Here is a 17320-nt window from a genome sequence, read left to right on the forward strand (position 1 = left end):
CAAGCCTCCAGGGGTGCGGGGGCTGCGGACGTGGCGGGCTTTTAGCCCCAAAGGGACAAAATGACAAGGAAATGAAGGGATTTTTCTGCGGTTTTGGGGGCGATGACGGCCTCAAAGCCCGTAACCCGTAGCCCGGATGGAGCGGAGCGAAATCCGGGAACACCCTATCAGCCGTAAAACTCCCCCGGATTGCGCTGCGCTCCATCCGGGCTACCGGGCTACGGGGTAAATCCCCTACCCGTCCGTCTTCAGACCGCGCCGGCATCCGGCGCAGCCGGCGAAATGCCGAGCTTGGCTTCCAGCGCCGCGATCCGGCCCTTCAGCGCCTCGTTCTCCTCGCGCGCCAGGCGGGCCATGTCCTTGACCGCGTCGAACTCCTCGCGCTTGACGAGATCGAGGTCGCGCAGGATGCGTTCGGCCTGGTTGCGCATGACCGTATCGACCTCGCGCTTGACGCCCTGGGCAGCGCCGGCGGCGTCGTTCATCAAACGGCCGATCTCGTCGAAAAACCGATTGTTGGTCTGGGTCATCTGAAACGCTCCGGTCGCTGCAAATTGATCGTCACCGGCATGACAATGGCGATCCCCAAGGCAAGGTTCAAGAGCAAGGTTCAAGTGCGCCGTTCAAGGCCGACGTGGTGCCCTTTGCCTTGTCATGCCCCGGTTTCCTTGCAATCGTATCTAGCGCCTAACCAACAACCAGAATCACAACGCAAAAAGAAACGCCCATGATCGACCAGCAGATCGATATTGCGACCAAGGACGGCAAGACCACGACCTTCATCACCCATCCCGAACGCGGCGGACCGTTTCCGGTCATCATCTTCTACATGGACGCACCGGCGATCCGCGAGGAACTGCGCGACATGGCGCGGCGGCTCGGCACCTCGGGTTATTACGTGATGCTGCCCAATATGTATTACCGCTCCGGCGTTATGGAGATCGGCCCGATCCCGCCGGATCCGGAGGCGCCTGAGCGCAAGCGGATGTTCGGCTTCATGAACTCGATCAACATTCCCATGGTGATGGAAGACACCAAGGCCCTGCTCGCCTATGCCGAGACGCAAGCGGCTGCGAATACAGGGATCGTCGGCACCGTCGGCTACTGCATGAGCGGCCGCTACGCGGTCAACGCGGCGACGCATTTTCCGGATCGCGTGAAGGCGGCGGCTTCGATCTACGGCACCCACCTTGCGACCGAGCAGCCCGACAGCCCGCATCTGGCCGCGTCGAAGACCAAGGCCGAACTCTATTTCGCCTGCGCCGAGACCGACATCTATGCGCCGCAGGAGATTATCGACAAGGTCGCGGCCGGCATGAAGGGATCGAACAACGAGGTCGAGATCTACCCCGGCACCCATCACGGTTTTGCCTTCCCGAAGCGCCCGGTCTACCACCGCGATGCCGCCGAACGGCACTGGGAGCGACTGCTGGCGCTCTATCGCCGCAACCTCGTGCCGTAGGCATCGCACCGGATGCAATTCCTCACCATCACCTTTCCGGCAATTGATCCCGTCGCCATCTCAATCGGACCGCTCGCGATCCGATGGTATGCGCTGGCCTATATCAGCGGCATCGTGATCGGATGGGTATATGCGCGCGGGCTGATCAGAAGCGAGAAATTGTGGGACGGGCCGGCGCCGATCGCACCCGTGCAACTCGACGACTTCATTCTCTGGGTCACCCTTGGCATCATCCTCGGCGGCCGTACCGGCTATGTGCTGTTCTACAACCCCGCCTTCTTCATCGAGCATCCCGCCGCCATTCTCAAATTATGGGAAGGCGGTATGTCCTTTCACGGCGGCTTTCTCGGCTGCGTCGCCGCGGTGATGCTGTTTGCGCTCAAGAACAATATCTCCATCCTGTCGCTTGGCGACATCACGACCGCGGTCGCTCCGATAGGAATATTCCTCGGGCGCCTCGCCAACTTCATCAAGGGCGAGTTGTGGGGGCGTGGGGCGGATGCCAGCGTGCCCTGGAGAATGGTCTTTCCCGATGACCCGTCTCAACTTTTCCGCCACCCAAGCCAGCTCTACGAAGCAGCGCTCGAGGGCATCCTGCTGTTTGCAATCCTGGCGGTCATGATCCGGATGGGCGCGTTGAAACGGCCGGGCCTGATCCTCGGCAGCTTCATCGCCATCTACGGTCTTGCGCGCATCACCGGCGAATTCTTCCGAGAACCCGATCCCCAGCTCGGATTTTTGTGGGGCGGACTGACCATGGGCATGCTTTTGTCGGTACCAATGATCATTGCCGGGGCCATCCTGATTATGATGGCATGGCGCCGCAAGACATCGGAGCATATACAGAAGTCGATTTAAGGCAGGCCGTGACCGAATTTTCACCGTTGCAGGCGGAGATCCACAAGCTGATCAGATCGTCAGGACCGATGCCGGTCTGGCGATACATGGAGCTGTGCCTGGTGCATCCCGAGCACGGCTATTACGTGTCGCGCGATCCATTGGGCCGCGAGGGCGATTTCACCACCGCGCCCGAGGTCAGCCAGATGTTCGGCGAGCTGCTCGGCCTGTGGACGGCTTCGGTGTGGAAGGCGATCGGATCGCCGCCGATGCTGCGGCTGGTCGAACTCGGCCCCGGCCGCGGCACCATGATGGCGGACGCACTCCGCGCGGTTCGGGTGCTGCCGCCGCTCTATCAATCGCTCCATGTCGATCTCGTCGAGATCAACCCGGTGCTGCGCGAAAAACAGCGGGCGACGCTGTCCGGCGCCCGCAACATTACCTGGCATGACAGCATCGACGACGTGCCGGAGGGCCCCGCGGTCATTCTCGCCAACGAATATTTCGACGTACTGCCGATCCATCAGGTGGTCAAACGCGAGACCGGCTGGCACGAGCGCGTCGTCGACCTCGACGCCAATGGCAAGCTGGTATTCGCGGCCTCGGACGAGCCGACGCCGCGCTTCGAGGTGTTGCTGCCGCCGCTGGTGCGCGCGGCCCCTGTCGGCGCCGTGTTCGAATGGCGGCCGGACTCCGAGATGATGAAGATCGCCGCGCGGGTACGCGACCAGGACGGCGCGGCGCTGATCATCGACTACGGCCACCTGCGCAGCGACGCCGGCGACACCTTCCAGGCGATCGCCCGCCACAGCTTTGCCGATCCCCTGAAGAATCCAGGCCAGGCCGACGTCACCGCCCATGTCGATTTCCAGGCGCTGGCGCGCGCGGCGGAAGACGTCGGCGCACGCGTTCATGGCCCGGTGACGCAAGGCGAATTCCTCAAGCGGCTCGGCATCGAGACGCGGGCCGTCACGCTGATGGGAAAAACCACGCCGGAAGTTTCCGCCGATATTTCCGCCGCGCTGAAGCGCCTGACCGACAGCGGCCGCGGCGGCATGGGATCGATGTTCAAGGTGCTTGCGATCACGGAGCCCAATCTCACCGCGGTCGCGGGCCTCAGCGACGAACCGCCGGCGCCGGGAGATGAAACAGAATGACGTTCGGATCGTCGCTGCTCGCAGCCATTCCCGGGCTGCGCCACGCCTTCTTCACCCGCGAGGGCGGGGTGTCCGGCGGAATCTACGAAGGTCTCAATGGCGGCCTCGGCTCCAACGACGACCCGGCCAGTGTCGCGGAAAATCGCCGCCGGATGGCCGAGCAGATGGGCGTTGCGCCCGAGCGCTTGCTCAGCGCGCACCAGATCCATTCACCCGACGCTGTCGTTGTGACCGGCCCCTGGCAAGACGACAAGCCGCGCGCCGACGCACTCGTCACCCGCACGGAGGGCATCGCGATCGGCGTCACCGCCGCGGATTGCGGACCCGTTCTATTTGCCGACGCAAGCGCGCGCGTGATCGGCGCGGCGCATGCCGGCTGGAAGGGCGCGCTGACCGGCGTGCTGGAATCGACCATCGACGCGATGGAGAAACTCGGCGCCGACCGCTCCGGCATCGTCGCCGCCATCGGCCCGCTGATCCGCCAGCACTCCTATGAGGTGGGTAGCGAATTCGTCGAGCGTTTCCTCGATGCCGACGCCGAGAATGGCGTGTTCTTCATCCCCTCGGTTCGATCAGGCCATGCCATGTTCGATCTCGCCGGCTTCATCCGCATGCGGCTGGAAAATGCCGGCGTGCTGATGATCGACGACATCGGCGTCGACACCTATTCCGACGAGCGCTTCTACAGCTACCGCCGCTCGGTGCACCGGAAAGAGCCGGACTACGGCCGCCACGTCCACGCGATCGCGCTGACGGGCGAGTAGTTACTTCACGCGCAAGACTACCTTGCCTCGCGCGCGCCCTGCTTCGAGATAGGTCAGCGTGCCGGTGCGAAGTCCGGGCAGCGGATCCTGATCCATACCGGATCGGCGATTTCCGCCAGGCGGACATGGTCGGCGATCGCGCCATAGCCGCCGAGAATAAAGGCCCGCATGGATCATCCTGCCGGGTTGAGGAATTCTGGCAACAACAAGGTGAACGGGGAGGAGCTCGACGCAATCTTTTTGGCGGACCGGTGCACCCGCTGCCCTAGACCTTAATACATTTTAACGATATCGCAGGGAGCAATGAGGGACGCCTTGATAGCTTCGTGCCTGAAAGCCCCGCGCGCGACGATCGCCGCGGCACTGCTTGTCGTTTCCTGCGCGCTCGGCGGCTGCGCTGGCGGCGGCGCAACGGGCAGCGGCTCGTACGCGATGGCGCCGAGCGCCGGTGGCGGCGCCACCGTGGCATTCGAATCGATCGACGGTCCGCCGCCGCAGGTGTTCGACCGCATGGTCAGCGTGCTCGACAGCGAGTCGAAGCTGCGCAACCTGTCGATCGTCTCCCGCGAGGGCGGGGCTTCCTACCGCGTGCGCAGCTATCTGTCGGCGCAGGTGGTTCGTGGCAAGACCGTGATCGCCTGGGTCTGGGACGTCTACGACAACAACCAGCAGCGCGCGCTGCGGCTTTCCGGCGAAGAAGCGGCCGGCAAGGCCGGACGCGACGCCTGGGCGGCGGCCGACGACCTCGTATTGCGAAAGATTGCGCAGGCCGGCCTCAGCGGCCTGTCGGGTATGATTAACGGAACTCCGGATGCAGCCCCGGCCCCGGTCCCCGAGCGCCGCGGTCCCGCGGTCGCGAGTGTGGAAGAGACAGCACCCGCCCAAGGTGCGGCCAGCGTCACGGCGCTCGGTTTCAGCGCCCAATAATCGGCCCCGTAAAGTCCCGTATTGGCCGATTTTTGACCGGGAAAACGACGTCTACGGGTTGCCAGCCGAGCCACCCGCCTGATATCTCCTCGCCCATCGAAAGCGCCGGTTCCGAGGATTTCTCGATATGCTGAACGTCGTATCCAGCAAGGCGCGAGGAGAAGCGTTGATGGCGGCCAAGAACGGCTCGATCAAGCTGGTTGCCGGCAATTCCAATCCCGCGCTGGCCCAGGAAATCGCCAGTTGGCTGAACCTGCCGCTGGCCAGGGCCAGCGTCCGCCGCTTTGCCGACAACGAGATTTTCGTCGAAATCCTCGAGAACGTGCGCGGCTCGGATGCCTTCATCATCCAGTCGACGTCGTTTCCGGCCAACGACCATCTGATGGAACTGCTGATCATCACCGATGCGCTGCGCCGTTCGTCCGCCCGCCGCATCACCGCTGTGATCCCCTACTTCGGCTACGCCCGGCAGGACCGCAAGGTTGGCTCGCGCGCGCCGATTTCCGCCAAGCTGGTGGCGAACCTGATCACCCACGCCGGCGTCGACCGCGTCATGACGCTCGACCTGCACGCCGCTCAGATCCAGGGCTTCTTCGACATCCCGACCGACAATCTCTACGCCTCGCCGGTGATGGTGCGCGACATCAAGGAGCGCTTCGACCTCGCCAATCTCATGGTGGTATCGCCCGATGTCGGCGGCGTGGTCCGCGCGCGTGGCCTCGCCAAGCGCCTCAATACCCCGCTCGCCATCATCGACAAGCGCCGCGAGCGCGCCGGTGAGTCCGAAGTCATGAATGTGATCGGCGACTGCGCCGGCTACACCTGCATCCTGATCGACGACATCGTGGATTCAGGCGGCACGCTGGTGAACGCGGCCGACGCGCTGATCGCCAACGGCGCCAAGGATGTCTACGCCTACATCTCCCATGGCGTGCTGTCGGGCGGCGCTGCGGCCCGCATCGCAGGCTCCAAGCTGAAAGAGCTCGTCATCACCGACTCGATCCTGCCGACAGACGCGGTCAGCAAGGCCGGCAACATCCGCACGCTGTCGATCGCGCCGCTGATCGCGGAAGCGATCAGCCGCACCGCGTCGGAAGAATCGGTGTCGAGCCTGTTCGACTGAGTTGGCTTCGTAGGGTGGGCAAAGCGCGGCGTGCCCACCATTCACGATAACGCTTCGGGATAGATGGTGGGCACGGCGCAAGTGCGCCTTTGCCCACCCTACGGCCGCCTCACTCAAATCCCGGCCGCGGCACCAAATTCATCAGCATATTGGCGTAGCCGCCATCAACGGTGATCTCGTCGCCGTTGACATAGGACGCGCGGTCGCTGGCCAGGAACAGGATCGCGTCGGCCATGTCCTGCGGCACGCCGACCCGTCGCATCGGCACCACCGCGGACCGCCGCTCGGTCACCCCCGGCGTATCGTAAAATGACTGGCTCATCGGCGTGATCACCATGCCGGGACTGACGACGTTGCTGCGGATGCCGTGCGGTCCCCATTCGTTGGCGAGTTGCTGCGACAGCATGATCACGCCGGCCTTGCTGACGCTGTAGGCGCCACTCTGCCCTTGCGCGTTGCTGCCGGCGATCGACGCCACGTGAACCAGGCTGCCATGGCCCAGCGCGCGCATCTGCCGGCCGAAAACCTGCGCGCAAACGAAATAGCCCGTCAGGTTGACGGAGAGAACCGCGTTCCATTCGGCAAGGGACAACGTATCGAGCGCACCGGGCCGCAGCACGGCCGCGGTGTTGACCAGCACGTCGCACGGTCCCAGCGATTTTTCGATCGTCGCGGACGCAGCGGTGACGCTCTCGACGCTCGAGGTATCGCAACGAGCCGTGACATGGTCGGTGCCGAGCTTGCCGAGTTCGGCGCCCGTCACCTCGAGGCCGCGCTCATCGAGATCGATGGCGGCGACACGGGCGCCGGCCTTGGCGAAACTCAGAGCCGTGGTGCGGCCGATCCCGCCACCGCCGCCCGTCACCACGCAGACGCGGCCAGACAGGCCGAGCCAATCGGAAGGTTCTTTTCCAGCCATGGCTTCTTGCTCCGGTGCTGCGAACGACACCGGCAGCGTAGCCGAGAGTCATCGTACGACCGAGCGCAATTCTTCCGTGCGTACGAAGCAATCCTGCATGGCCGGATTGCTTCGCTCGCAATGACGGAGAATTTACCCGACGATCCCCGCGGCCACTTGCCCGCGCAGCCGCTCCAGGCTGTGCAGCGTGCTGGCGCAGGCCTCCGCGACTTCGATGCCCTTGATGACGAAATGCTTGCGGAAGAAATCGTGGTGCACCGCGCTCTCGTGGAACTGCTGCGGCGTCAGCACCGCGGAGAATACCGGTACCTCGGTCTTGAGCTGCACGTCCATCAGCGCCTTGATCACGGTGTCGGCGACGAATTCGTGGCGGTAGATGCCGCCATCGACCACGAGGCCGGCGGCCACGATCGCGGTATAGCGCCGCGTCTTGGCCAGCAGTTGCGCATGCAGCGGAATTTCGAACGAACCCGGCACCTCGAACAGATCGACCTGCGCGCGCGTGATATGGCGCGCCTCGATCTCTTCGAGGAAGGCGATACGGCATTCCTCCACGACGTCGCGGTGCCAGGACGACTGCACGAAGGCGACCCGCTGCGGCTTGACGAAGCGCGGGTGCACCGGCGCCGGCGGACGCTCGGGCACGTCAGGGACGTGGCTCGCTTCGACCGTTTGGGGATGGGATTGGACTTCAGGCTCTTGCAACATCTGATTCATGGCTTTCCTCTTTCAGGACCAGAATCAGGGCATACGGAACGACGTCAGCCCACGCACAAACGTGCGAAGGCCGCCGCAAACCGTTCTCTTTCATCCGGACTGTAACCGTCGGCTTCGGAATCGCACCGAATCTGCTGACCCTTCTTCCCCAAAGAAAACTTCTGGGAGGAAGAAGGCGCTCGCGGGCTTGGGCTACGTCACCCTTACCGCCGGTGGGGATTTTCACCCCGCCCTGAGAACATCGGCCGCCCGGAATGGACGACCTGCCGGGAAATATGACGAAACGCCGCGACAGGGGCAAGCACCTTTGGCATGGGGAATCGGCATGTCCCCATGCCGCCGGAACAGGGCGCGCACGCGTAATCCGCGGACGGCTTTACTCGGGCCGCGGCAATTGGGATAGGCTTGCTACCAACAGGGGGGCGCTCAGCATGAAATTTCTTCTTCGCCGGAATTTCCTCAAACTCGCCGGCGCGCTCATCGCTGCACCAGCCTTGCCGCGACTGGCATTGGCGCTCGATTATCCGACGCGGCCGACGAAAATCGTCGCAGGCTTCGCCGCCGGTGGCGGCGTCGACATCACGGCGCGCCTGATCGGCCAGTGGCTGGCCGACCATCTCGGGCAGCCGTTCGTGGTCGAGAACCGCACCGGCGCCGGCGGCAATATCGGCACCGAGGCGGTCGTGAACGCCGCGCCCGACGGTTACACGCTGCTGCTGGCAACGGTCCCGAACGCGGTCAACGCCTCGCTCTACGAAAAACTGAACTTCAATTTCGTCCGCGACATCGCGCCGGTCGCGGGCGTCATCCGCGTGCCGATGGTGGTGCTGGTCCACCCCTCGGTATCAGCGCAGACGCTGGCCGAATTCATCGCTTACGCCAAAGCCAATCCAGGAAAGGTCAACATGGCCTCGGCCGGCAGCGGCAGCGCGCCGCACATGGCGGGCGAGCTGTTCAAGATGATGACCGGCGTCGACATGGTCCACGTCCCCTATCGCGGCCAGGGGCCGGCGCTGACGGATCTGCTCGGCGGCCAGGTGCAGATCCTGTTTGCGGCAGCGCCCGGCACCGCCGATCACATCAAGACCGGCAAGCTGCGCGCGCTCGCGGTAACGACAGCTGCGCGCATGCCGGATCTGCCGGAGGTTCCGACGGTGGCGGATTCCGTGCCGGGCTATGAAGCCAGCCAGTGGTACGGTTTCGCCGCGCCGAAAAACACCCCGGCCGAAATCGTTGAAAAGCTCAACAAGGAAATCAATGCGGCGATCGCCGATGGCGGCATGAAGGCAAAGCTCGCCGCCATCGGCGGTGCCCCGATGCCGGGCTCACCGGCCGATTTCGGCAGACTGATCGCGGACGAAACCGAGAAATGGGGCAAGGTGGTTCGCACCGGCGGGCTCAAGCCGGAGTAAAAGGCGCGGCGTTGAGCTACGCCTTGCGCGCGAAGGCCACGTATTGCGCACCGAGCGGAAGCCAGCCGAGCCCAGCCTCGAACGGGCGCAACCGGGCGAGGCCGCGCGGAAAAAACAGATTGTATTGAATGCGTGGCGACGTCCATCCCGCGGCACTCAATCGCCTCGCCAGACTGCGCGCAAAAATCAGCTTGGCGTTCTCGTCGAACGGACACGTATTCACGGCATGAACCGTGAGCGGGTTCAGCGGATTGTGCTCGAAGATCGCGATCAAGCCGCCCGTACGCGTGATCCGGAGCAACTCCTTCAGCCACGTCACGTGCTCTTCGTGGGGAATATGATGGAACACGCAGGCCGAGAACGCGATATCGAACGCGCCGGCTTCGCAGGGGATGCGGCTGTCCTCGATCAGAACGCTGTTGCCGTCGCCGGGGTAACGCTGTTTACCCAGCGTGAGGCTGCGTTCCGACACGTCGGACGACGTCAGCGCCGCATCCGGAAAGTACTTTCGAAAGAACGGAATGGAATTGCCGATGCCCGAGCCAAAGTCGCAAATCCGCGACACCTCGACCTGCTCGCGCTCGACGATCTGCCGAAGCTGCCTGATCTTGTATTCGGCGAAATATTCCGGGCTCTCGCCGGTCACCGCAACATTCTCACGATGCTGGTCGTAATAGGCGTCGGCGAAGCGGTCGAACTCGGCCTTGTCCATGTCAGAGATCCAGGTTCCATAAATGACGCCGGCTCACCGAGCGGCTGCGCGAGAGGGCCGGTATTGCATCGTGATGCAACGTTTAGATAGCGCCTAAACATTTGATTAATTTAGCCGGGGTCGGCCTCAACGAATCGTATCCCGGCCGGTCTAAAAATTGATGAACAATTAACCGGGCTTCATCGATTATCGCGGGCAGCGAGTCGAACCAATTTCATTGCCGGACAGGCTGCCAAACCCATGGAAATTCAGGACGGGATGCCGCGCCCCGGCAAGATGCTTCTGTCCATCGTTGTGCCCTGCTACAACGAAGAGGAAGGCTTGCGCGAATTCCACCATCAGATGACGGCCGCCGCCCGCGCGCTATTCGGCCAGCGGTTCGAGCTGATCCTGGTCGATGACGGCTCGACCGACAACACCTGGAAGCTGATCAACGAACTCTCGGCGGAAGACCGCAACGTCGTTGCGGTACGGCTGTCCCGCAACCACGGACATCAACTGGCGCTGACGGCAGGGCTCTCCACCGTGCGCGGTGACCTCGTGCTTGTCATCGACGCCGACCTGCAGGACCCGCCGGACCTGCTGACGCCGATGTACGAGATGATGGTTCGCGAAAGCGCCGACGTCGTCTATGGCCTGCGCCGCAGCCGCGCCGGCGAAACCCGCTTCAAGAAGAAATCGGCCGAAGCCTTCTATCGCCTGCTCGCCCGGATCACGCGGGTCCATATCCCGGTGGATACCGGCGATTTCCGGCTGATGAGCCGGCGTATTTCCGACCAGCTCGTGCAGATGCCGGAGCATGACCGCTTCATCCGCGGGATGGTGGCATGGCTCGGCTACAAGCAGGTCGCCTATGAATACGACCGTAATCCCCGCTTCGCCGGCTCAACCAAATACCCGCTGGCGAAGATGATCGGCTTTGCCGCGGACGCGCTGATCAGCTTCTCGATGGTGCCGCTGCGGATCGCGACCTATGTCGGCGCGCTCCTGACGACCGTTCTCACCTTTGTCGGCATCGGCGCCGTGATTGGCTGGATCCTTTCGGGCACCGTACCCGGCTGGACCAGTCTGACGCTATTGGTCGTGATGATCTCCTCGGTTCAGCTTCTGGTGCTCGGCCTGATCGGGGAATATGTCGGCCGCATCTACATCCAGTCGAAGAACCGTCCGCTGTTCGTGATCTCGCACATCCACCGCCGCGGGCGGCTGCCGCACAATGTGGCCGACGGTGAGGGCGACATCGAGAGAGATTCGTTCAAAACCCTGCTGGCCCAATCGGGACCGAAAGCACGCAGCCACGCCTACGACGAGGCATCCTGATGAAGGCGATCCTGAGCCATCCGGCGCTTTACCAGGCCTACCAGAACGCCGGCGGATTCTTCGGCGCCCGCATCAAGGCGATCGCCGATTACCTGACGCTGCGGCCGGGAATGCGGGTAATCGATATCGGATGCGGGCCCGGCCATATCCTGCGCCATCTGCCGGATGATATCGAATATATCGGCTTCGACATCGACGAGGCCTATATCGCTTACGCGCGGCGCGCATTCGGCCATCTCGGCACCTTTCATTGCCGCCATTTCGATGCAGCGGCCGCCCGCGAATTCGCCGGCGCAGACGTCGTCATGATGAACGGCGTGCTGCATCACATCGCCGATGACGGCCTGCAGGCTACGCTTGCCGATATCCGCGACGTCCTCAAGGGTGACGGCGTTCTGTTCACGCTCGACGGCTGCTATCGCGAGGGCCAGTCGCGCATCGCCAAATGGCTGCTCGACAACGACCGTGGCGAATTCGTCCGCGACCGGGACGGCTACGATCAGGTGCTTCGGCGCGCGTTCGGAAAAGTGAACCTCGCCATTCGCGACGACTATTCGCGTGTGCCCTACACGTTCATCATCGGCGTCTCGCAGAAATAGCTGCCGCGAAGCGGCTATTGGTTCCGGCGCAGGATGTCGATCCCTTCGACCGAACGCACGAAAGTGTAGGACTTGAGGAGCTGCGACACTTCGGCGTCGGCGCGCGCCCAGGCGCCCCACTCATTGCGAAGATTGTCGACCAGCACGATATCAGGCGGCAGCTTCTTGAAATCCTCGATCAGCCATTGGCGTTCCAGCGCCAGATAATCGTTCAGCTTCGCATCGGTCGCCGCATCGACAAAGGTCCTTTCGCGCGTCAACCGCACGAACGCGCGAACCCAGAGATTCTCCTGGCGGGAAACCCAGACGCCCTTGATATCCCGCACCAGCGGGTGACCAATGGCGGCCTCGCCGCTCAGCACCAGTATCCGCGGATGCGGCATGAGACCTTCTACCGCTTGCCTGACCGGGCCGACATAGACGGTGACGTTGAACCAGAGCACGCCGACAACAAAGGTCACGGCCAGCATGAATGCCGAAACAACTTCAAGACGACGCGAGCGCGCCCCCCTGTCCGCCGCTCCCGTCAGCGCATAGCCCATCGCAAGCAAGGCCACCGCGACCATCGGATAGGAGTGATAGGCCCAGCCGCGCCGCTGCAGGAAGAACGAGACGGCAAATCCGATCGATGCGAGAGCCATCACCAGCAACAGGGAGTCAGGCGCGTGCTTCTGCCGCGCCAGCAGCACTGACACCATCGCAATCGAGAATATCAGCGTGGCGTCGTTGAGGAAGATGACCGAAAGCGGCATCGACCACGACAAATAGGTGTCGCGGACCAGCGGATAGGTGACCGTGAAGTACTCGGGATAGAAGATGTACGTGCTGACACTGACCGTTATCACCAGCACGGCCGTGATGATGTTCTCCGGCGCAAGCAGCGTGAGCCAGGAGCGCGAGCGGATCGCTGCGAACAGGATGCACAAGGCCGCCGGCACCGTGAAGAACGGCTTGAAGGCCAGCGTGATCCCGGCGCCCACGCCGGCAAGCAGGATCGCCCATAGCGGCAACGGCTCGCGGTTGCTGCGCAGCGCATAAACAGCGAGCGCCGGAAGAAAGGTCAGCAGGGCCATATGTTCGCGTTGAGCGAAGACATGCATCGGCAGGATCGTAACGACGGCTGCGGCCCAGATGACGAACGGGCCCCCATTCAATCCGGCTAGCGCCGGCGACAGGCGCAGGATACGCGACACCGCAAACAGAGAGGCCGCCGCCAACAACAGGAGCTGCGCATCGATCACGTGCCGCGGATCGACGCCGAGAACACGCGCCAGCGCCACGCCCGGCAGATAGGCAAAGGCCGCCATCGGCGGATTGATCTCGATGATGTCGCGATAAAGATGCTGGCCATCCAGCATGCGTTCGCACACCACCAGCAGCCAGCTCACATCCGTATTGAGGGGAACCACCTGCCGAAGCACGATCGCGACAAGGAAGACGAGGCCGGTCGGGAACAGCGGCATCGGCGCCAGCCCTGCCCATCCCGCCAACCCCGACGGCGAACGGCGCGAAATGGCGGAGAATTCAGAGGTCATGGGCCTATCCTGCGAGCAAGCGGCACGACGCTAGCGGACCGGCGTTAACGCACAATTTGCGAAGGGCTCTGCGAGATCAGATGCGGGGCGATACATTCATGAATCCTTAAAATGACGGGTCCTAGATGTGTCTTTCAACTCCTGGCCCAGCGACACAAACGAGGCAAGCGTGACACTCGCCACCGACGTTTCCCGCACGGATGCCGGAAGGCCCGCTCACCGGCCCTGGCAGTGGTCCGTTCTTCAAACCAGGACCTTGGTGCCGATGGCCATCGCGCTCGGCTCGTTGCTGGCCGGTGCGATCTACACCTGGTTTGCCGGCGAGGACGTCAACTGGGACTGGCAGAACTACCACGAGTACAATGTCTGGGCCGTCATCACCGGCCGCTACGGCCTCGATGCCCTTCCCGCCGGCTTCCAGACCTATTTCAATCCGACCGTCTATTTCCCGGTCTACTACCTGCGCCATCTGCTGCCGCTGCCCTACGGCCTGATGATCCTCGGCGCGGTGCACGGCCTCAATCTGCTGCTGATCTATTTTCTGATCCGCGTCCTGCTGCGGGAAGCGGCGACGGCGAGCGCGATCGGGGCATCGATCCTGATTGCCGCGGTCGGGCCGATGACGCTTTCGGAAGTGGGCACGAGCTTCTCCGACATCCTCACCGCGCTTCCGATCCTTGCAGGCTGCATCCTGATCCTGTCGGCGGATGAATCGCGGCATGGACGTTACATTCTCGCCGGGCTTTTGATCGGCGCCGCCGTCGGGCTGAAATTGACCAATGTCGTCTATGCGCTCGGCGCCGCCGCGGCCGTCCTTGTTGCCGTCCGGCCGCTGCTGGCAACGCTCTGCCTCGGATTTGGCGGCGCGGTCGGCGCGCTGGCGACGGGCGGCGCGTGGGGGCTGATGCTCTGGCGCGAGATGGGCAATCCGATTTTCCCGCTCTTCAACGCCGTGTTCCAGTCCCCGGAATTGGTCCCGATGAACATCATGGACTGGCAATTCCTGCCGCGCGGCATGCTGGACGCGCTGGCCTATCCCTTCTACTGGCTGGTCGGCGACAACAGGAGCTCGGAATATCCGTTTCGCGATGCGCGATTTGCGGTCGCAACGGTGCTGATTCTGTTCGGCATCGGCCGAAGCTTCATCGCGCGCGCCGCGATCCTCACGCGCCGCGACATCCAGTTCCTGGTGTTTTTCGCCGTCTCCTACGCGACATGGCTCACCCTGTTCTCGATCCATCGCTATGCGATCGTGCTGGAGTTGTTGTGCGCGCCCCTGATCGTCCTGCTGATCCATCGCAGCATCGCCGCCACGCCCGGCTCTGCCTCGCTCCGTTCATCTTCGGTGCGCGTGAGTGCGGTGATGCTTGCCGTAGCGCTGGCCATCGCGCTGTGGACGCAACCGGGGGATTGGTTCCGCCGCCCCTGGTCCAATCCGTACAATCCGAGTATCTCAAAATCCCTCGAGCAGCCCGCGGTCTATCTTCTTCTCGACAAGCCGCTGGCCTATGTGGCCCCGCTGCTGCCGCCGCAGTCGCGGTTCTATCAGATCGCCGACATCGCCCTGCCCATCATGCCCGACGGTGAGTTCGACCGCCGCATCCGCACCGCGTTGAAAAATCCGCTGCCGGGCGGTGCATGGGAATTGCACACGCGCGGCAAGCCGATCCGCGAACCATTGCTGGAGCGATATGGCTTGCGCGTCGATGCTTCCCGAGCGTGCGTCGAAATCGAAGGCGCGTGGCTAGGGACAGCCATCGAGGCGTGTCCACTGGTTGCGCGCGAGAAGTAGCCCGGAGCGTATCCGCCGGTCCGTCAAGCCGCCTGATCGATGAAGGGCGATCTTCAAGCCGAGCGTTGCAGCATGCGTCTCGCGCGCCTCTGCCCGGCTTGGCGCGCACTTCGGGCGGGAACCGGCCTCTGCCCTCAGCATGTGAGTATCGGCGGCGGGGGTGGCGAAACAAGACCATCCAAAGGAAATTAGCGATCTATTAACCATTTAGCGATCTATTAACCATTGTGGCAAACCGGCCCGATTTCTCCGGCCCCCGGACTCCGCGGCGCTCGAATCCGATTCCGGTTTGTTCTCAAATTAATAACTGTGGCTGCGATCTGCTGTGGACGACGCCGCTTTGGCCTGTGGACGGACTCTGGGGTCAGTTGCGCGGATTCCGCAAATCACATCACTTGAGCGTCGGCAGGCCCCGGGATGATCAGCGATCGGGGGATTGCAGCCGGCGCCGGCGCATCAGTTCAACGCGCGCCGTGCTCCGCGTGCGTATCAGAAGAATTCAAAAACAAGGTCGAGACGGCATGTCCCTCCTCGAAGGCATTATCGATTCCCGGAACAACCCGCTCGCGGCGGTCGAGGACATTGCCGCCGAGAACAATTGGGCGTTCGAGCGATCCGGCGAAGACGAAGTCACCATCGTCTCCAAGGGCAACTGGACCGACTATCAGCTCTCCTTCACCTGGATGCCGGAGATCGAGGCGCTGCACCTGGCCTCCGCCTTCGACATGAAGATTCCGCCGGCGCGCCGCGCCGAAGTGCAGCGGCTGATCGCGGCGATCAACGAGCAATTATGGGTCGGCCATTTCGACATCTGGACCCACACCGGCATGATCATGTACCGGCAGGCGCTGATGCTGCCGGGCGGGCTGACCGCCTCGGCCGCGCAGTGCGAGGTCATGCTGGCCGGCGCCATCCACGCCTGCGAGCGCTATTACCCGGCGTTCCAGTTCGTGGTCTGGGCCGGGAAGACCGCCGAGGAGGCGATGAGCGCGGCGATGTTCGATACCGAGGGCGAGGCGTAGGGGTTTCCGCCGTCTCCGCGCATTCCATGTCGTCCCTGCGAACGCAGGGACCCATACTCCGTGACCTCAGCGGCTCAAGCAAACTGCTTGTGGCCTCTCTCTCCCTTTACTAGAACCGCCTGTGGTTATGGGTCCCGGCGTTCGCAGGGACGACGAGGGAGTATGTCGCATGTCGTCGTCGATCACCGCAGCTAGTCCCCTCACTAATGTCCACGGCACCATCGCGCTCGCCGGCGCCGGCAAGATGGGCGGCGCGATGCTGACCGGATGGCTGGCTGGCGGCCTCGACGCCAAGCGCGTCGTGGTGATCGAGCCGTTCCCGTCCGACGAAATCAAGGCGCTGGTCGCCAAGGGCGTCTGTCTCAATCCGAAAGATCCCGGCACAGCCGATACGCTGGTGGTCGCCGTGAAGCCGCAGATGTTCCACGAAGCGGGTCCGGCGCTGAAGCAGCTCGTCGGACCGAATACGCTGGTCGTCTCGATCATGGCGGGCACGCCCATAGCTGCGCTGGAACAGCTCTGCGGCGGCATGGTGGTTCGCGCCATGCCGAACACGCCGGCCGCGATTGGCCGCGGCATCACGGTTGCGGTCGCGGCGAAGAATGTCAGCGCCGCGCAGCGCGCCACCGCCGATGCGCTGCTGCGCGCCACCGGCTCGGTCGAATGGGTCGACGATGAAAGCCTGATGGATGCGGTGACCGCCGTGTCCGGCTCCGGCCCGGCCTATGTGTTCCTGCTCGCCGAAGAACTGGCGCGCGCCGGCGTCGAGGCCGGCCTGCCGGCAGAACTTGCCACCAAGCTCGCGCGCGAAACCGTCGCGGGCTCCGGCGAACTGCTGCACCGCTCCGAACAGGATTCCGCCACGCTGCGCCAGAACGTCACGTCGCCCGGCGGCACCACGGCGGCCGCGCTGGAGGTGCTGATGGGCAAGGACGGAATGCAGCCGCTGATGATCCGCGCGATTGCCGCGGCGACGAAGCGATCGAAGGAACTGGCGAAGTAGAAGGTGCGTAGGGTGGGCA

Annotated in this window: 17 protein-coding genes and 1 riboswitch; of the genes, 12 read left to right on the plus strand and 5 right to left on the minus strand. The window is 63.6% G+C overall.

Features of this window, described 5'->3' with window-relative positions; all coding sequences use genetic code 11:
* Positions 1-248 precede the first annotated feature (248 nt).
* Complete coding sequence (locus IVB05_RS36480) at positions 249-530, minus strand: accessory factor UbiK family protein (RefSeq protein WP_247780942.1); 282 nt, start codon at positions 528-530, stop codon at positions 249-251.
* 197 nt (positions 531-727) lie between these two features.
* Here IVB05_RS36480 and IVB05_RS36485 point away from each other — a divergent pair, with 197 nt between their 5' ends.
* From IVB05_RS36485 to IVB05_RS36510, 6 genes are all read left to right on the plus strand, one after another.
* On the plus strand, positions 728-1462 hold the full coding sequence (locus tag IVB05_RS36485) for a dienelactone hydrolase family protein (RefSeq protein ID WP_247780944.1): 735 nt from the start codon (positions 728-730) through the stop codon (positions 1460-1462).
* Between the two features lie 12 nt (positions 1463-1474).
* The gene (gene lgt / locus IVB05_RS36490) at positions 1475-2320 is read left to right on the plus strand and encodes a prolipoprotein diacylglyceryl transferase (RefSeq protein ID WP_247780945.1); all 846 of its coding nucleotides are present in this window, start codon (positions 1475-1477) and stop codon (positions 2318-2320) included.
* Between the two features lie 68 nt (positions 2321-2388).
* On the plus strand, positions 2389-3456 hold the full coding sequence (locus IVB05_RS36495; protein WP_247787265.1) for an SAM-dependent methyltransferase: 1068 nt from the start codon (positions 2389-2391) through the stop codon (positions 3454-3456).
* On the plus strand, positions 3453-4220 hold the full coding sequence (pgeF, locus tag IVB05_RS36500) for a peptidoglycan editing factor PgeF (protein WP_247780946.1): 768 nt from the start codon (positions 3453-3455) through the stop codon (positions 4218-4220). The genes IVB05_RS36495 and pgeF overlap by 4 nt, the downstream gene beginning before the upstream one ends.
* Positions 4221-4523: 303 nt before the next feature.
* Positions 4524-5147, plus strand: coding sequence for a hypothetical protein (locus tag IVB05_RS36505; RefSeq protein ID WP_247780947.1), 624 nt, complete (start codon positions 4524-4526; stop codon positions 5145-5147).
* Between the two features lie 169 nt (positions 5148-5316).
* Positions 5317-6270 carry a ribose-phosphate pyrophosphokinase gene (locus tag IVB05_RS36510; RefSeq protein WP_247787266.1) on the plus strand — a complete coding sequence of 318 codons (954 nt, stop codon included), beginning with the start codon at positions 5317-5319 and terminating at the stop codon, positions 6268-6270.
* A gap of 109 nt (positions 6271-6379) precedes the next feature.
* Here IVB05_RS36510 and IVB05_RS36515 read toward each other — a convergent pair whose 3' ends face one another.
* A complete protein-coding gene (locus IVB05_RS36515; RefSeq protein WP_247780948.1) occupies positions 6380-7189 on the minus strand; it encodes an SDR family oxidoreductase in 810 nt (269 codons plus the stop codon).
* Positions 7190-7321: 132 nt separating this feature from the next.
* Positions 7322-7906 carry a 6,7-dimethyl-8-ribityllumazine synthase gene (locus IVB05_RS36520; RefSeq protein WP_247780949.1) on the minus strand — a complete coding sequence of 195 codons (585 nt, stop codon included), beginning with the start codon at positions 7904-7906 and terminating at the stop codon, positions 7322-7324.
* Positions 7907-7984: 78 nt separating this feature from the next.
* Positions 7985-8150, minus strand: a riboswitch (FMN riboswitch).
* A gap of 187 nt (positions 8151-8337) precedes the next feature.
* On the opposite strand from IVB05_RS36520, the gene IVB05_RS36525 reads away from it, so the two are divergent.
* Positions 8338-9318, plus strand: coding sequence for a tripartite tricarboxylate transporter substrate binding protein (locus IVB05_RS36525; protein WP_247780950.1), 981 nt, complete (start codon positions 8338-8340; stop codon positions 9316-9318).
* 16 nt (positions 9319-9334) lie between these two features.
* On the opposite strand, the gene IVB05_RS36530 is transcribed toward IVB05_RS36525, so the two are convergent.
* Complete coding sequence (locus IVB05_RS36530) at positions 9335-10030, minus strand: class I SAM-dependent methyltransferase (protein WP_247780951.1); 696 nt, start codon at positions 10028-10030, stop codon at positions 9335-9337.
* 240 nt (positions 10031-10270) lie between these two features.
* On the opposite strand from IVB05_RS36530, the gene IVB05_RS36535 reads away from it, so the two are divergent.
* Positions 10271-11350 carry a glycosyltransferase family 2 protein gene (locus tag IVB05_RS36535; protein WP_247780952.1) on the plus strand — a complete coding sequence of 360 codons (1080 nt, stop codon included), beginning with the start codon at positions 10271-10273 and terminating at the stop codon, positions 11348-11350.
* Positions 11350-11949, plus strand: a complete 600-nt coding sequence (locus tag IVB05_RS36540) for a class I SAM-dependent methyltransferase (RefSeq protein ID WP_247780953.1) — start codon at positions 11350-11352, stop codon at positions 11947-11949. The genes IVB05_RS36535 and IVB05_RS36540 overlap by 1 nt, the downstream gene beginning before the upstream one ends.
* A 14-nt stretch (positions 11950-11963) precedes the next feature.
* Here the strand turns inward: IVB05_RS36540 and IVB05_RS36545 are convergent, their stop codons facing one another.
* Entirely contained in the window at positions 11964-13484 is a 1521-nt protein-coding gene (locus IVB05_RS36545) for a hypothetical protein (protein ID WP_247780954.1), read from the minus strand.
* 169 nt (positions 13485-13653) lie between these two features.
* On the opposite strand from IVB05_RS36545, the gene IVB05_RS36550 reads away from it, so the two are divergent.
* The 3 genes from IVB05_RS36550 to proC all read left to right on the plus strand — a co-directional run bounded on the left by IVB05_RS36550 (position 13654) and on the right by proC (position 17301).
* A complete protein-coding gene (locus IVB05_RS36550) occupies positions 13654-15276 on the plus strand; it encodes a glycosyltransferase family 87 protein (RefSeq protein WP_247780955.1) in 1623 nt (540 codons plus the stop codon).
* 521 nt (positions 15277-15797) lie between these two features.
* Positions 15798-16298, plus strand: coding sequence for a YbjN domain-containing protein (locus IVB05_RS36555; RefSeq protein ID WP_247780956.1), 501 nt, complete (start codon positions 15798-15800; stop codon positions 16296-16298).
* A gap of 169 nt (positions 16299-16467) precedes the next feature.
* Positions 16468-17301: a pyrroline-5-carboxylate reductase gene (gene proC, locus IVB05_RS36560; protein ID WP_247780957.1), complete on the plus strand. Its 834-nt coding sequence runs from the start codon at positions 16468-16470 to the stop codon at positions 17299-17301.
* The last annotated feature ends 19 nt before the right edge of the window (positions 17302-17320 follow it).

Source organism: Bradyrhizobium sp. 170, from assembly GCF_023101085.1.
Taxonomy (GTDB): Bacteria; Pseudomonadota; Alphaproteobacteria; order Rhizobiales; family Xanthobacteraceae; genus Bradyrhizobium.

Excerpts from the sequence above, each read along its gene's own strand:
- IVB05_RS36520 (WP_247780949.1), bottom strand. The coding sequence starts at position 7,906 with ATGAATCAGATGTTGCAAGAGCCTGAAGTCCAATCCCATCCCCAAACG.
- IVB05_RS36495 (WP_247787265.1), top strand. The coding sequence starts at position 2,389 with ATGCCGGTCTGGCGATACATGGAGCTGTGCCTGGTGCATCCCGAGCAC.
- IVB05_RS36530 (WP_247780951.1), bottom strand. The coding sequence starts at position 10,030 with ATGGACAAGGCCGAGTTCGACCGCTTCGCCGACGCCTATTACGACCAG.
- IVB05_RS36505 (WP_247780947.1), top strand. The coding sequence starts at position 4,524 with ATGAGGGACGCCTTGATAGCTTCGTGCCTGAAAGCCCCGCGCGCGACG.
- IVB05_RS36535 (WP_247780952.1), top strand. The coding sequence starts at position 10,271 with ATGGAAATTCAGGACGGGATGCCGCGCCCCGGCAAGATGCTTCTGTCC.
- lgt (WP_247780945.1), top strand. The coding sequence starts at position 1,475 with ATGCAATTCCTCACCATCACCTTTCCGGCAATTGATCCCGTCGCCATC.
- IVB05_RS36540 (WP_247780953.1), top strand. The coding sequence starts at position 11,350 with ATGAAGGCGATCCTGAGCCATCCGGCGCTTTACCAGGCCTACCAGAAC.
- IVB05_RS36525 (WP_247780950.1), top strand. The coding sequence starts at position 8,338 with ATGAAATTTCTTCTTCGCCGGAATTTCCTCAAACTCGCCGGCGCGCTC.
- IVB05_RS36480 (WP_247780942.1), bottom strand. The coding sequence starts at position 530 with ATGACCCAGACCAACAATCGGTTTTTCGACGAGATCGGCCGTTTGATG.
- IVB05_RS36515 (WP_247780948.1), bottom strand. The coding sequence starts at position 7,189 with ATGGCTGGAAAAGAACCTTCCGATTGGCTCGGCCTGTCTGGCCGCGTC.
- pgeF (WP_247780946.1), top strand. The coding sequence starts at position 3,453 with ATGACGTTCGGATCGTCGCTGCTCGCAGCCATTCCCGGGCTGCGCCAC.
- IVB05_RS36545 (WP_247780954.1), bottom strand. The coding sequence starts at position 13,484 with ATGACCTCTGAATTCTCCGCCATTTCGCGCCGTTCGCCGTCGGGGTTG.
- proC (WP_247780957.1), top strand. The coding sequence starts at position 16,468 with ATGTCGTCGTCGATCACCGCAGCTAGTCCCCTCACTAATGTCCACGGC.
- IVB05_RS36510 (WP_247787266.1), top strand. The coding sequence starts at position 5,317 with ATGGCGGCCAAGAACGGCTCGATCAAGCTGGTTGCCGGCAATTCCAAT.
- IVB05_RS36555 (WP_247780956.1), top strand. The coding sequence starts at position 15,798 with ATGTCCCTCCTCGAAGGCATTATCGATTCCCGGAACAACCCGCTCGCG.
- IVB05_RS36485 (WP_247780944.1), top strand. The coding sequence starts at position 728 with ATGATCGACCAGCAGATCGATATTGCGACCAAGGACGGCAAGACCACG.